This window comes from Paenibacillus sp. Dod16 (assembly GCF_049893405.1).
Lineage (GTDB): Bacteria > Bacillota > Bacilli > Paenibacillales > Paenibacillaceae > Paenibacillus_AQ.
On the sequence record NZ_JBNDYG010000046.1, the window covers coordinates 79,409 to 92,974 of the forward strand.

At 50.4% G+C, this 13,566-nt stretch carries 14 protein-coding genes; 10 read left to right on the forward strand and 4 right to left on the reverse strand.

What is annotated here, in order from left to right; genetic code table 11:
• The first annotated feature begins 59 nt into the window (after positions 1 to 59).
• The 5 genes from ACPV3A_RS29370 to ACPV3A_RS29390 all read left to right on the forward strand — a co-directional run bounded on the left by ACPV3A_RS29370 (position 60) and on the right by ACPV3A_RS29390 (position 6,098).
• Positions 60 to 1,853, forward strand: coding sequence for an L-fucose isomerase (locus ACPV3A_RS29370; RefSeq protein ID WP_220684718.1), 1,794 nt, complete (start codon positions 60 to 62; stop codon positions 1,851 to 1,853).
• A gap of 24 nt (positions 1,854 to 1,877) precedes the next feature.
• Positions 1,878 to 2,537 carry a class II aldolase/adducin family protein gene (locus ACPV3A_RS29375; RefSeq protein WP_071220327.1) on the forward strand — a complete coding sequence of 220 codons (660 nt, stop codon included), beginning with the start codon at positions 1,878 to 1,880 and terminating at the stop codon, positions 2,535 to 2,537.
• A gap of 71 nt (positions 2,538 to 2,608) precedes the next feature.
• A complete protein-coding gene (locus ACPV3A_RS29380) occupies positions 2,609 to 4,120 on the forward strand; it encodes a rhamnulokinase (RefSeq protein ID WP_426203102.1) in 1,512 nt (503 codons plus the stop codon).
• Positions 4,121 to 4,201: 81 nt separating this feature from the next.
• The gene (gene fucU / locus ACPV3A_RS29385; RefSeq protein WP_426203104.1) at positions 4,202 to 4,630 is read left to right on the forward strand and encodes an L-fucose mutarotase; all 429 of its coding nucleotides are present in this window, start codon (positions 4,202 to 4,204) and stop codon (positions 4,628 to 4,630) included.
• A gap of 310 nt (positions 4,631 to 4,940) precedes the next feature.
• Entirely contained in the window at positions 4,941 to 6,098 is a 1,158-nt protein-coding gene (locus ACPV3A_RS29390; protein WP_194543390.1) for an SGNH/GDSL hydrolase family protein, read from the forward strand.
• 217 nt (positions 6,099 to 6,315) lie between these two features.
• Here the strand turns inward: ACPV3A_RS29390 and ACPV3A_RS29395 are convergent, their stop codons facing one another.
• Complete coding sequence (locus tag ACPV3A_RS29395; protein WP_194543389.1) at positions 6,316 to 6,627, reverse strand: YbjQ family protein; 312 nt, start codon at positions 6,625 to 6,627, stop codon at positions 6,316 to 6,318.
• A 398-nt stretch (positions 6,628 to 7,025) separates the two neighbouring features.
• Between ACPV3A_RS29395 and sstT the strand changes: the two genes are divergently transcribed.
• Positions 7,026 to 8,255: a serine/threonine transporter SstT gene (sstT, locus tag ACPV3A_RS29400; RefSeq protein ID WP_220684720.1), complete on the forward strand. Its 1,230-nt coding sequence runs from the start codon at positions 7,026 to 7,028 to the stop codon at positions 8,253 to 8,255.
• A gap of 277 nt (positions 8,256 to 8,532) precedes the next feature.
• Positions 8,533 to 8,709, forward strand: a complete 177-nt coding sequence (locus ACPV3A_RS29405) for a hypothetical protein (protein ID WP_426203107.1) — start codon at positions 8,533 to 8,535, stop codon at positions 8,707 to 8,709.
• Here ACPV3A_RS29405 and ACPV3A_RS29410 read toward each other — a convergent pair.
• From ACPV3A_RS29410 to ACPV3A_RS29420, 3 genes are all read right to left on the reverse strand, one after another.
• Positions 8,693 to 9,019, reverse strand: a complete 327-nt coding sequence (locus ACPV3A_RS29410) for a ketopantoate reductase family protein (protein WP_426203108.1) — start codon at positions 9,017 to 9,019, stop codon at positions 8,693 to 8,695. The two genes, ACPV3A_RS29405 and ACPV3A_RS29410, sit on opposite strands and share 17 nt — an antisense overlap.
• 82 nt (positions 9,020 to 9,101) lie before the next feature.
• Positions 9,102 to 9,428 (reverse strand): Uma2 family endonuclease, encoded by a 327-nt coding sequence (locus ACPV3A_RS29415; RefSeq protein ID WP_426203110.1) that lies wholly within the window; start codon positions 9,426 to 9,428, stop codon positions 9,102 to 9,104.
• Positions 9,394 to 9,522, reverse strand: a complete 129-nt coding sequence (locus ACPV3A_RS29420) for a hypothetical protein (RefSeq protein ID WP_426203112.1) — start codon at positions 9,520 to 9,522, stop codon at positions 9,394 to 9,396. The genes ACPV3A_RS29415 and ACPV3A_RS29420 overlap by 35 nt, the downstream gene beginning before the upstream one ends.
• Before the next feature lie 232 nt (positions 9,523 to 9,754).
• Here ACPV3A_RS29420 and ACPV3A_RS29425 point away from each other — a divergent pair, with 232 nt between their 5' ends.
• The 3 genes from ACPV3A_RS29425 to ACPV3A_RS29435 all read left to right on the forward strand — a co-directional run.
• On the forward strand, positions 9,755 to 10,465 hold the full coding sequence (locus ACPV3A_RS29425) for a LytR/AlgR family response regulator transcription factor (protein ID WP_426203114.1): 711 nt from the start codon (positions 9,755 to 9,757) through the stop codon (positions 10,463 to 10,465).
• A complete protein-coding gene (locus ACPV3A_RS29430) occupies positions 10,462 to 11,781 on the forward strand; it encodes a GHKL domain-containing protein (RefSeq protein ID WP_426203115.1) in 1,320 nt (439 codons plus the stop codon). Before ACPV3A_RS29425 ends, ACPV3A_RS29430 begins: the two co-directional genes overlap by 4 nt.
• 344 nt (positions 11,782 to 12,125) lie before the next feature.
• Positions 12,126 to 13,566: glycoside hydrolase family 3 protein (locus tag ACPV3A_RS29435; RefSeq protein WP_426203117.1), on the forward strand; the 1,441-nt coding region annotated here is incomplete at its 3' end.

A 13,566-nucleotide genomic window follows, 5' to 3' on the forward strand; every position in this document is an offset into this window, starting at 1 on the left:
CTCTTGCACCGAATCATCTTACAATGATGTCATAATCCTTATAGGGAGGCGTGACATACATGACAATTGAAAACGATTACAGATGGCGGGACGGTTTTCCGAGAATCGGGATTCGCCCTACGATAGATGGAAGACGGAGAGGGGTTCGCGAATCACTCGAGGAACAGACCATGAATCTGGCCAAGGCCGTCGCCGAGATGTTGACGAAGGAGCTCAAATATCCGAACGGCGAGCCAGTTGAATGCGTCATTGCGGATACGTGCATTGGCGGAGTGGCTGAAGCAACTGCAGCCGCCAAAAAATTCAAAAATGCCGAAGTCGGCCTAACCATAACCGTTACGCCTTGCTGGTGTTACGGCACCGAGACGATGGATGTCGATCCTTCGCGTCCGAAGGCGGTATGGGGCTTTAACGGAACAGGACGTCCAGGCGCGGTTTACCTGGCCGCGGTACTGTCGGCCCATGCCCAGAAGGGGCTTCCTGCATTCGGAATCTATGGTGAAGACGTTCAGGATGAAGGGGATACCCGTATTCCGGACGACGTTCAAGAGAAGCTTCTACGTTTTGCACGGAGCGGCTTGGCTGCAGCGTACATGCGCGGACAATCGTATTTGTCCATGGGCTCGGTGTCGATGGGCATCGCCGGCTCGATCGTGGACGACAGCTTCTTCCAGGAGTATCTGGGCATGCGGAACGAATATGTAGATATGAGCGAGTTTACGCGCCGCTTGGAAGAAGGCATCTATGATCCTGAAGAATATGAACAGGCGCTTGCTTGGGTGAAGGAGAATTGTACGGAAGGACCGGATAACAATCCGGATCATCTCCAGAACAGTCGGGAGCGCAAGGATCTGGAGTGGGAAACCGTCGTCAAAATGACGCTGATCACCCGCGATTTGATGATCGGTAATCCGCGCCTGAAGGAGCTTGGCTTTGAAGAAGAGGCTCAGGGTCACAGCGCTATCGCTTCCGGATTCCAAGGTCAGCGGCAGTGGACGGATCATTCCCCTAACGGTGATTTCCTGGAGACCATCCTCAACTCCTCCTTCGATTGGAACGGCAGGCGTTCGCCGTATATCGTGGCAACCGAGAATGACAGCCTGAACGGAGTCGGCATGCTGTTCGGATACCTGTTAACCAATACGGCACAGATTTTCGCGGATGTGCGTACTTACTGGAGTCCGGCTTCGGTAGAACGGGTTACCGGCTATAAGCTTGAAGGAAAAGCAGAGAATGGCATCCTGCATCTGATCAATTCCGGCTCGGCTGCATTGGATGGAACAGGTGAGCAGGAGATTGACGGCAAACCGGCAATGAAGCCATTCTGGGAGATTACGGATGAAGAGGTCGAACGCACGCTGAAGGCTACGCAGTGGAGACCGGCTAACTTGGAGTATTTCCGGGGCGGCGGTTACTCGACCGACTACTTGACGCGCGGCGGCATGCCGATGACGATGTTCCGTCTTAACCTGGTAAAAGGGCTTGGTCCCGTGCTGCAAATTGCCGAAGGCTATTCTGTGGATCTGCCGGCGGAGGTACACGACACGCTCGATAAGCGTACAGACCCGACATGGCCAACAACCTGGTTTGTGCCGAACCTTACGGGACAGGGTGCGTTCTCAAGCGTTTATGAGGTCATGAACCAGTGGGGCGCTAACCATGGCGTAATCAGTTACGGACATATCGGAGCGGATCTCATTACCCTGGCCTCGGTCCTGCGTATTCCGGTCAACATGCATAATGTGCCAGCCGAAGAGGTGTTCCGCCCACGTGCATGGGGAATGTTCGGAACGACCGATCCGGAGAGCGCAGACTTCCGCGCTTGTCAGAACTTCGGTCCTCTATATAAATAAGGTTAACGAGAGGAGTAGGAGAACATGCTGAACATGGAAACGAGAAATGAGCTCTGCAAGTATGCCAAAAAAATCGTCGACAGCGGACTCGTTGTAGGACCGGGAGGAAACATCAGCGCGAGAGCCGGGGACAAAATGTATTTGTCCCCGAGCGGTTTTGCGCTGGAGGAGATTGAACCGGAGCAATGGATCGAAGTCGATATCCCGACCGGCGATATTACCGATATAGGATTACGGCCTTCGTCCGAAGTGCTGATGCACCTGTATGGATACCGGAGCAACCCCGATATCGGGGCGATGGTGCATACACATCCATCCCACTGCATTGCCTTTACGTTGGTTGAGAGGGAGCTGCCGGTGATGTTTCCGGACCAGGCGGCATTGGTTGGACGTACGGCATACATCCCTTACATCATTCCTACGACAGATTTGCTGGCAGATGCCGTCGCGGAGAAAGTAACGACGGCCAGTTCCATCCTGCTCGGTAACCATGGACTGGTTACAACCGGCCGGAATCTGCGTGAAGCGTATTACCGAACCCAGGTAGTTGAAGAGAGCGCCAAAATTTATCTGAGCGCCAAGGCTGCCGGCACACCGGTGCCGCTGACAGATCAGGAAGTGGATGATATCGCTGCGCTGGAGAGCGAAGATTATCGTATTCAGCTCCTGCAGAAGATGAAATAAAAGATTGTGGGTCAGATCCGGTTGTTCAAACTCGGATCGGTAAAGTACTAAGGTGAGAAAGGATGCGGCTTATGAGCAATTCATCCGCGGTGCTTGCGTTTGACTTGGGGGCCAGCAGCGGCCGGGCGCTGCTGGGCGAGATCACCTCTTCTGATCATGAATCGCCCGGCATGCTGAAGATTACCGAGATTCACCGCTTTGCCAATATACCCGTCCAGATGGGACAGCATTTGCACTGGAATTTCCCGATGCTGCTGCAGGAGGTTAAGCATGGCATCCGTAAAGCGTTCCAAGCCGGCTATCAGCCGGTTAGTTATGGCATCGATTCATGGGGCGTCGATTATGGACTGATTGACCGTAACGGGGAGCTCATCGGAGTTCCTTATCATTACCGGGATCTGCGGACGGAAGGCATGGTGGAGGAAACCTGCGAGCAGGTCGGGAGAGAACGTCTGTTTCAAGAAAGCGGTCTGCAATTCATGCCGTTTAACACGATTTTCCAGTTAAATGCAATGCTAAAATCAAAATCTCCGATGCTTGATATTGCAGATAAGTTCCTACTCACTCCGGATCTTCTGAACTATTTTCTGACGGGGGTCCAGGCGTGCGAATTCACCATGGCCACCACGACTCAGCTCTATCATGTTACAGAAGACAAGTGGAATGAACCCTTAATGGAGGAGCTGGGGCTTTCCGCATCCCTGTTCATTGAACCCGTTCAGCCGGGAATCGTGATTGGAAGGCTGCAGGATGCCGTGGCGCAAGAGCTGGGCGTTCCGGCGATTAAAGCGATTGCCGTGGCATCGCATGATACGGAATCCGCCGTGGTAGCCGTTCCTGCGAACACATCCCGATTTGCCTATCTTGTATGCGGTACCTGGTCGCTTCTAGGAACCGAGCTTCCGGAGCCGCTTGTCCATACGGACGTGCTGGAGGAAGACTTCTCCAATGAGGGTGGAGCCTATCAAACCTTTCAATTACTGAAGAATATCATGGGCCTTTGGATTCTTCAGGAGTGCAAGCGTCAATGGGAGAATCAAGGATTGACGTATTCATTTGCAGAGCTGGTCGAACTTGCTCAGGACGCGGAATCGTTCCGCAGCTTCATACACCCGGATGACCTGCGCTTCATGAATCCGGCGGATATGCCGGCTGAAATCCGGGATTATTGCCGGGAGACAGGGCAGCCCATTCCTCATAGCACCGGAGAGTATGTCCAGTGCATACTGCAGAGCTTGGCTATGAGATACCGGGAAGTGCTTGAGCGAATGGAGGTTCTGACAGGGCACCATTACGATGGGCTCCATATGGTTGGCGGCGGCATTCAAAACGAGTTGTTGTGCCGTTATACGGCCAATGCCATGGGCCGAACAGTGTGGGCCGGACCGATTGAGGCAAGTGCCATCGGGAACATGCTGGTTCAATTTGTGGCGAATGGCACATTGCGCAATCGGGAAGAGGGAGTGGAACTCGTCAAGCGGTCTTTTCCGCTTGCCTGGTACGAGCCTGAGTCCAACGAGGATTGGGAGGCAGCATTCCAGCATTACAAGTCCATTGTCGAACAGCAGCAGGTACAACAGTAAGTTTAAGGGATTCATAGAGAATGGCGGTCTCCTAATATTCCAAGCCTTACATCTAAATTCGATAGAGAAGGATGTCATATCATGTTAAAAGGCATATCTCATGTGCTCTCGCCTGAGCTGCTGAAGATTCTGATGGAGATGGGGCACGCGGATGAAATTGTGCTCGGCGATGCCAATTTTCCTGCAGCAAGTCATGCCCAGCGGTTGGTCCGGGCAGACGGACACGGAATTCCTGCGTTATTAAAAGCGATATTGCCGTTATTTCCGCTCGATACGTATGTTGAGTCCCCGGTAGCGCTGATGGCTGTGACGCCAGGGGATACCGTAGCAACTCCGATCTGGAATGAATACCGTGAGATCGTAAAGCAGTTTCATGCCGTTCCCGTCCAATTTGATGAGGTAGAGCGATTCTCGTTCTATGAGCGGGCGAAGAATGCTTATGTCGTCGTGTCGACCGGCGAAAAAGCGCTGTACGCAAATATTATCCTTAAAAAGGGTGTAGTCGTTTAGACTAACTGGTGCAATGTTAAAGAAGAGATCGCTGCGGCGGTCTTTTTTTCTACTAATCCAACCAAAAGCTAAAGCAAATAATTGTCCAAGTGATTATCATCATCATGCGTAAAAAATGAACACAACTCTGCCGGATTGATCTACAATGAGCATTAGCCCAGATAACAGTAGCTGGCGGAAGAATGTCGGCCTTTTGGATGATCAAGTCGAATTTGGAGGAGAACGGGCAACGCTGGAGCAGAGCGAGAAAGAAAGACGCCAAGATGATTCTGGCAAGTACATAACATCATAAAAATGAAGGTGAGACATTGTGAGAGGAAAATACGTATCTCTATCGGTTGTATCAACGGCAACCAATTATGTTATGGAGCAAGACAATGTAATTACCTGTACCTATCGTACCTATATCAAACCGAGAGAGTCCGGGCAGCTAAAGCTGAGATTTTGGCATAGCAACTCGGTCGATTCTACTTGGGATGTCGGCTCGGTGGCAAAAGGGAGCATGCCGGGGGGAGCGTGGCGTATTGAAGCGGCTTATGCTGCCGATGGGGGCACGGGACGGGATGGGCAGGTTGTACCTGGAACGAGCGTGCAGATTACGTTTGACGGGAAATCCGGTAAGGCGGTGGCTCCCGGCGAGACGTTCTGGAGCGATCCGGTACTGGTCGAACTGCCCGATGGACATGAACTGGCGTTCACGTGGACCATAACGACGCTTTCTTCAGGGAAAACGGTGCCATACAATACGGAGGGGCTGCTTGTAACGGCTTATGAAGCTGAAGGGAATAAGGCGGATGACGAGTTGGGAGCAGCGTTCGTGCCGGCAGTGAGCCGCTTGGTCATGCCTGCATTTATAGGGTATGCCCGAACGGTTCAGCAGCGGATGGTCTTCCTGGGAGACTCGATTACTCAAGGTGTAAGAACGGCCCAAGACGAGTATGAATACTGGGTATCTCGCATAGCGGATGGCCTCGGAACAGACTACAGTGTATGGAATATCGGTTCCGGCTGGGCGAGAGCCTATGACGCCTCGGCAGACGGCCCTTGGCTCGCAAAGGCGGCCGAAGGGGATGTTGTTGCGCTTGTGCTCGGTGTTAACGACATCGATATCGGGGCAAGAAGCTCCAGGGAGCTGCTCAATGATTTATCCACCATAGTAAGGCGGCTAAAGCAGAGGGAGGACGGAACGGGAGCGCGGATCCTTCTCTTCACCGTGCCTCCATTCAATTTTACCGGAGACAGAGAAGAGGTATGGCGCACCGTTAATGAAGCGATTCGAACCCGTCCTCCTGAAGGTGTGGATGCCGTATTTGATATCGCGGCGGTTCTGTCCTGTCCGGCTCCGGAGGAGCATCGGATTCAGCCGAAGTATATGAGCAATTCCGATGATCCGCATCCGAACGGTCTGGCGGGAGCAGCGGTGGCTGAAGCTTTCCTGAAGTGGTATGAGGCCCAGCGGATGAATTAATAAATTTATAATTAAAACCGCTCCGGTCAATAACGGAGCGGGCAACGGCTGTTTCCCCAATCCGGTGACGCCGGGTAAAAGCTGGGAACCTGCGAGCGCGTTCGAATGGACATTTTTGATACCGATGAAAAAGCCAGCTCAACCCGGAATTTGTTGATCGGGCAGAGCTGGCTGGTGCATGACGATGTTTGTTTATGAATGCGCTGTAGGTCCTATGTTATACGACGACTGCTGTTCCGCTGACGGCTACCATCAGCATTCCTTCACGGATAACTTCATAATCAATATCTACCGCTATAATCGCGTTGGCCCCCATACGCGAGGCCTTATCCTCCATCTCGACAAACGCCGCGTCCCTTGCTTCCTGCAGCTTGTTCTCATAGGCACCCGAGCGTCCGCCGACAATATCGGTAATGGAAGCCAGAAAGTCCCTAACTACGTTAGCGCCCATAATCACTTCGCCGGTCACAACGCCGATGTATCTTTTAACGGGGTAGCCTTCAATGATGGATGTAGTTGTAATTATCATACCATTTTCCTTCTTTCATATAATTTTTATGATCTTGATTCAAGTGTAACCACATTCCGAATAAAAAAGTCCGAGTTAAGGGAACGACCATGTCGGAGGACGGTACCAGTCCATTGACCGCTAAGTGAAGGGCGCCCTATGATTGGGATAGCATGGGCATGGCTTCAGGAAGAATGTCGGCTCAGCCTTTTCCGGTGTGTGTTCCCTCTTATTACGCGACACAGAGAGATTGGTTGCACGGATAGACGGATTCCGATGAGTTGTAGTAGAATTTATTGTCAGGTACACATATATTTCCAGTCTAACACAACAGACCCTTTACGTGATAAACTAACGCTATAGTTCATTACAGCGTCGAGGCGGTGCTTAGTGAAATTTTATAGATTCGGAGGAATAATATGAAAGAATTGATGCTCAAGTGGAACCGAGTGAGCCTGGTAAAGCGGATATTAGCCGGGATTATCGTGGGGGTTATTCTGGCGCTGATCGTTCCCGGTGCGACGGGGATCAGCCTGTTCGGCTCTTTATTCGTATCCGCATTAAAAGCGGTTGCACCCGTACTGGTACTATTGCTGGTCATGTCGGCCATCTCTAACCATCAAAAAGGCCGCAAGACGAATATGAAGTCCATTCTTGTCCTGTATGCCATAAGCACATTTCTCGCAGGGTTGGTAGCGGTTATCGCCAGCTTCATATTCCCGGCAAGCCTGTCACTGGTCACAAGCTCAACAGACCTGACTCCGCCGGAGGGCATTGTTGAAGTTCTCAAGACCCTGTTGTTTAATGTGGTGGATAATCCGGTCAATGCATTGATGAACGCCAACTATATCGGTATTCTCGCTTGGGCGATCCTGCTGGGCATCGCTTTGCGTAATGCCAAGGAGGGCACCAAAAGCCTGCTCACAAGCGGTGCGGATGCTATATCCCAAATCGTAAAATGGGTGATCCAGTTTGCGCCGTTCGGGATCATGGGCCTGGTGTTTGATTCCATTACAACCAACGGGCTTGAAAGCCTGCTGGATTACGGAAGGCTGCTGCTCGTGCTGATCGGATGCATGCTGTTGGTAGCGCTTGTCGTTAACCCGCTCATCGTCTATGCAAGGCTGCGCGAGAATCCGTATCCGCTGGTGTTTACCTGCTTGAGAGAAAGCGGTATTACGGCGTTCTTCACCCGCAGCTCGGCTGCCAACATTCCGATTAATATGCGCTTATGTGAAAAGTTAAAGCTCAACCCGGATACGTACTCCGTATCCATTCCGCTCGGGGCTACCATCAATATGTCGGGAGCGGCAGTGACCATCTCGGTCTTGACGCTGGCGGCTGTGCATACGCTTGGGGTTCAGGTGGATTTCGGAACGGCGCTTATTCTCAGCGTAGTATCCGCTGTGTCGGCCGTAGGCGCCTCAGGCGTGGCCGGCGGGTCGCTGCTCATTATCCCTCTGGCGTGCAGCCTGTTCGGCATCTCCAATGATATTGCCATGCAGGTCGTGGGCGTGGGCTTTATCATCGGTGTGTTGCAGGATTCTTGCGAGACGGCGCTCAACTCTTCCTCTGATGTACTGTTTACAGCGACAGAAGAGCGAGCGAAGCAGCGCAAAGAAGGCAACCCTACAATCGCGAATGCTTAGCTTAAGCAAGTTTACGATTATGAATTGATCTGCTGCATCCGTCCATCAACTGCACTTCGGTTTTATTCTTCCGGCAACAAGCTGCTCTCCACCTCCGCTGCATTCTGCCCACCGCAGAACAGCCCGGGAGGCTGTCCTTATGGAACAGCCTCCTTTTGTAGTGCTTACATCGTCCCCGATTTGTCCTTTAGCAACTGCTGAAGCAGGGAGTGGGAATGTTCGCTTGGTGTCGCGAGCGACCTTATTCATCTGTCCACCATGAATGCGGGTGGCCATATTGAGCCCTACTATCGGGATGATATGGTTCTTTAGCCAAGCGTACAGCAACCATTCGGTCTTCCTAACGTTGTCCGGCACTTACTTGGAATCCGAAGGCGATATGCTTGGGCGTGTCGTTATGCGCTTGAAGGTATTATTCCATCTGATCTGCATCCGTATTATTGCCCACCAGTAGGATATTGCGGCTGCGGTTCTTTGCCAAAATCGGCAGGATTGCCGGGAAATCGGTATATTTCATCACTACAAAAATGAGATCCATAGGTATCATTCTCCGCCAGCGATTCAATCACATGCGTTCGATCCACCGTTGTTTTTCGCTGTATATGATGACGGATGACGATTCCGTCTCTCTCCAGCTCCTCGGTCCGCCTGCCTCGTGCCAGCGCGGTGACGTCATTGCCGCCCCGCACCAGCACATGCGCCAGATAACTGCCCAGTACGCCAGCTCCTCGTGAGGGGCGGCTGTTCGCAGGGTCTACTCTCACACGAACAGGTCTTGCGTTGAAACTTGCAAACCCGGATACAGTGGGGATTCCGCAAAAGGGTCACGGCCTTGAGCGTAATAGCTCACATCGGCGATCTCGCCGTCCAAGAAGAATACACCGTGACTTGAGCTTTCATCGGATCGACGATCCAATACTCTTTCACGCCGCATTGCCGGTATAGATCAAGCTTTGGGATCATCTCCTTGCTTCGCGAGGACGGGGACAGCACCTCGATGGCCAGGTCTGGTGTAACGACGCCGTCGATCAGCTCGTATCGCTGTTCCGATGCTTTCGTCAGTTCCAGGAATTCCTCGTAGGTGACTCTGTCGTTCTTGTCAGCCGAATACTTTACAGCTCCCGCCCTTAGGACAAGTTCATCCGTTACGGTATAGGCTGTCAATCGCCACATCTCTGCCGTTCCTTGTCATGATGATTTCTTTGTTAGCTTCTGCAAACTTTAGATACTTTCCGAAATTGTTTTGCATAAATGCTGCTTCTTCCAAGTGGATTCCCCCTTTACAACTTGTATTACACTTGAGAATGGTGTGAATGTTCCATTATGAATTCTCACTCCATTCATGATGATTATTGCTTTATTCTGTATGCTTTACAAAGTACGTCGATGGAAGCTACAATTTTCTTTAACATAATCGGTGTCGAATGAACTCGAAAACTTATAATAAACATTCCTGGGGATAGGCTCGATCTATCCCTCATGTTAAAGGAGGGAGAACCATGATTCGGATCGCCATTGTTGAAGATGAAGCTCACTACAAGGATCAGCTGGTGGACTTTCTGCGCAGATTTGAGCAAGAGCTGGGCGAGCACATCGAAATTTCAACGTATGTGGATGGAGATGAATTCGTTGAGGACTTCAAGGCGCAATTTGATATTATTTTAATGGATGTGCAAATGCGCTTTATGGATGGCATGTCAGCAGCCGAGGAAATTCGAAAAATGGACTCCGAGGTTGTCATTATATTCATTACCAATATGGCGCAGTATGCGATCAAAGGTTATGCCGTCGATGCGCTTGATTATATTTTAAAACCAATTTCATATTTTCAGTTTTCGCAGCGCTTGAATCGGGCGATTGAACGTATGAAGAGGCGGGAAGAGCACTATATTACGATCAAGGTCAAGGGCGGCGTTAAGCGGTTTCGAATTTCAGATATTTTCTACATTGAAAGCCAAGGGCATAAACTGATGTTCGTCACGAAATTTGGAGAGATTGAAACTACCGGCACGATGAAGGAGCTGGAGGCGCAGCTTGCGGACTACCACTTTTTCCGCGGCAATAAAGGATATTTTATTAATCTGGAGCATGTAGAGGGAATGAATGATATTTTTGCAATTGTAGGAGGCAAGCAGCTGCTGATCAGTCGCCCCAAGCGCAAAGCGTTTATGGAAGCCTTATCAAATTATTGGGGAGAAGTTATTAAATGAATACGGTGCTTCTTGAGCTTCCACGCTTGTATACCGCGCTTGCGGAATGGCTTGCTTGCATCGTATATATATTGCCGTTGAAGAAGCAGTTGAAGGGCGGGGCCCTATTCGCTTTGTCGGGCGGCTTTCTCATGGTGCAGTCATTGTTTTTAACGCTGACCAAGGATTTGCCTATTTATTTTTGGATTCCCTGTATGATTGCCGCGATCGGCATGATGTTCTATTTTATCTATGCTAGCTGCAATATCAGCTTAGTGGAAGCGGGATATTTCAGCGTGAGGGCATTTGTCGCGGCTGAATTTGTGGCTTCTTTGGAATGGCAGGTCCATGTGTTCATTTGGCAGGGAGAGCAAGCTCCAGTATGGCAGGAAACCCTGTTGCTGATTCTCATATATGGCGCTGCGTTTACCATCATCTGGCTGCTGGAGAAGCGGCATATCCTGGATGACGGCAAGTTGAATATTAGACCACGCGAGCTGTGGTCGACCGTATTTATCGGAGCGGCTGTGTTTGGCATCAGTAATTTAAGCTTTGTCAGCACGCAAACACCGTTCAGCGGACAGTATGCGCAGGAAATCTTAAATATTCGCACACTCGTGGATTTGGGCGGCTTTGCGATTCTATATGCTTATCACATTCAGCTGAATGAGCTGCGCATCCGTCACGAGCTGAAAGCCGTGCAGAACATCCTTCAGCATCAGTACTCGCAGTATCAACAATCGAAAGAAAGCATCGAGCTGATTAACTACAAGTATCACGATTTAAAACATCAAATGATTGCGCTCCGAGCTGAAGAGGATGCGGAAAAACGCAATGCTTACTTAAAGAAAATGGAGGATGAAATTAAATTATTCGAAGCGCAGAACAAGACGGGCAATCATGTCTTGGATACACTGCTGGCAAGCAAAAATATATATTGCATTAAAAATGGGATTACACTCACATGTGTAGCAGACGGCAGCTTGCTCAACGATATCGATGTCATTGACATCTGCACAATTTTCGGCAATGGGCTGGATAATGCGATCGAATACGAGCAGCACATTGAAGAAGCGGAAAAGCGACTGATTCATGTATCGGTATTTGCGCAAAAAAGCTTTATTATGATTCGCTTTGAAAATTACTTCGAAGGCGAGCTGGAGCTGGACGGTGACTTGCCGGTTACAACGAAGACGGATACCTTGAATCATGGCTATGGACTAAAAAGCATTCGCTACTCCGTTGAAAAATATGACGGCGTCGTCAATATCGGCAAGCAGGATAACTGGTTCGAGCTGAAAATATTAATTCCGATGAAGCATGGGCGCGCGAGTTAACAGCAGATACATCATGGATCTGCTGTTTTTCTTTTATTTAGCGTTGGTAAGCAATCCCTGTGTCATCGGTTGTATGCTAGCTGTCTTTTAAATCCCGCGTGACAGTTCATGCAAAAAAAAATACAGTTTGTGCGTTTTTCCTTAGCAAGAAAAAAACCATGCTAGAATGGCGATATGAAATTTAAGGGGGCAGCACAGATGACGAGTGGACAAGAAGCAGTGAGGAATATAGTAAGCCAGAGGTGAAATGAATGCGCTTTAATCGTTATGTGTTGAGCGATCAGAGTTCCTGTTCAATGTAATGTAGTCTTATTACAAAATATGTGGATTAAGTGGAGAACAATATGAAATATAGAGACCTTATTGAAAAAATGACATTGGAAGAAAAAGCATCTTTAATGTCAGGCAAAGATTTCTGGCAGACACAAGAGATAGAACGCCTAGGAATCCATAGCATCTTCCTTGCCGATGGACCGCACGGCATTCGCAAGCAAGCGGAGGCAGCAGATCATCTCGGCCTAAATCCGAGCCTTCCAGCGACATGCTTTCCAACGGCTGCAACAGTGGCAAACAGCTGGAATGTGGAGCTGGGGGAAAAAATCGGCCGCTATCTGGGCAAAGAAGCAGTTGCCCAAAAGCTGAATGTACTGCTAGGACCGGGCATCAACATGAAGCGGGATCCGCTGTGCGGCAGAAACTTTGAATACTTTAGTGAAGATCCTTACCTCGCTGGAAAATTGGCCGCCGGCTATATTCGAGGCATTCAGGAGCATGGCATTTCGGCATGTGTGAAGCATTTTGCCGCCAACAATCAGGAGGAGCGGCGTATGTCAATCGATACCATTGTCGATGAACGGACGCTGCGCGAGATTTATTTGACAGCCTTTGAAATCGCCATCAATGAAGGCAAGCCGCAAACCGTCATGTCCTCCTACAATAAGGTGAATGGGGAGTATACCAATGAGAACCTGCACTTGATGCAGGACATTCTGCGCAAGGAGTGGGGATATGACGGCGTTGTTGTTACCGATTGGGGTGGCAGCAACGACCGTGTGGCAGGACTTATTGCCGGTAATGAGCTGGAAATGCCTACGACTGCAGGTGAAACCAATGCTGAAATCGTCCAGGCTGTGAAGAGCGGCAAGCTGGATGAAGAAGTGCTTGATCAGTGCGTGGACCGGCTATTGCATTTGATTTTTACGACGGAGCAAGCATTTTACGGCGAGCATCAGCCGTCGTTCGACATCGATGAGCATCATGCTGCAGCCCAGCAGGCTGCGGAAGAGTCGATTGTGTTGCTGAAGAACGAAGGCGGCATTCTGCCGCTCAATCCGGCAAGCAAAATTGCCGTGATCGGCGACTTTGCGATGCAGCCGCGCTACCAAGGGGCCGGATCATCGATTGTCAATCCGACCACGCTGGATAATACGCTGGAATCGCTGAAGCAATTCGGGTTGGACAGTATCGGCTATGAACCAGGCTTTGAGCGCTACGGCAAAAAGAGCAGGAAGAAAGTGGCCCGAGCTTGTGCGCTTGCCAAGCAAGCCGACATCGTGCTGCTATATATCGGGCTGGATGAGGCAACGGAGGCGGAAGGGCTGGATCGGCAAAATATGCGGCTGCCAGACAATCAGGTTGCCTTGCTGGAAGAGCTTTATCAGGCTAACCCGAATATCGTCGCCGTATTGTCATGCGGCTCCGCGATTGAAATGCCGTGGATTCATCAAGTGAAGGGGCTGCTGCACGGTTATTTAAGCGGCCAGGCGGGAGCAAAAGCGATTCTGG

Excerpts from the sequence above, each read along its gene's own strand:
- ACPV3A_RS29415 (WP_426203110.1), bottom strand. The coding sequence starts at position 9,428 with ATGTGGCGATTGACAGCCTATACCGTAACGGATGAACTTGTCCTAAGG.
- ACPV3A_RS29370 (WP_220684718.1), top strand. The coding sequence starts at position 60 with ATGACAATTGAAAACGATTACAGATGGCGGGACGGTTTTCCGAGAATC.
- fucU (WP_426203104.1), top strand. The coding sequence starts at position 4,202 with ATGTTAAAAGGCATATCTCATGTGCTCTCGCCTGAGCTGCTGAAGATT.
- sstT (WP_220684720.1), top strand. The coding sequence starts at position 7,026 with ATGAAAGAATTGATGCTCAAGTGGAACCGAGTGAGCCTGGTAAAGCGG.
- ACPV3A_RS29380 (WP_426203102.1), top strand. The coding sequence starts at position 2,609 with ATGAGCAATTCATCCGCGGTGCTTGCGTTTGACTTGGGGGCCAGCAGC.
- ACPV3A_RS29425 (WP_426203114.1), top strand. The coding sequence starts at position 9,755 with ATGATTCGGATCGCCATTGTTGAAGATGAAGCTCACTACAAGGATCAG.
- ACPV3A_RS29395 (WP_194543389.1), bottom strand. The coding sequence starts at position 6,627 with ATGATAATTACAACTACATCCATCATTGAAGGCTACCCCGTTAAAAGA.
- ACPV3A_RS29375 (WP_071220327.1), top strand. The coding sequence starts at position 1,878 with ATGCTGAACATGGAAACGAGAAATGAGCTCTGCAAGTATGCCAAAAAA.
- ACPV3A_RS29430 (WP_426203115.1), top strand. The coding sequence starts at position 10,462 with ATGAATACGGTGCTTCTTGAGCTTCCACGCTTGTATACCGCGCTTGCG.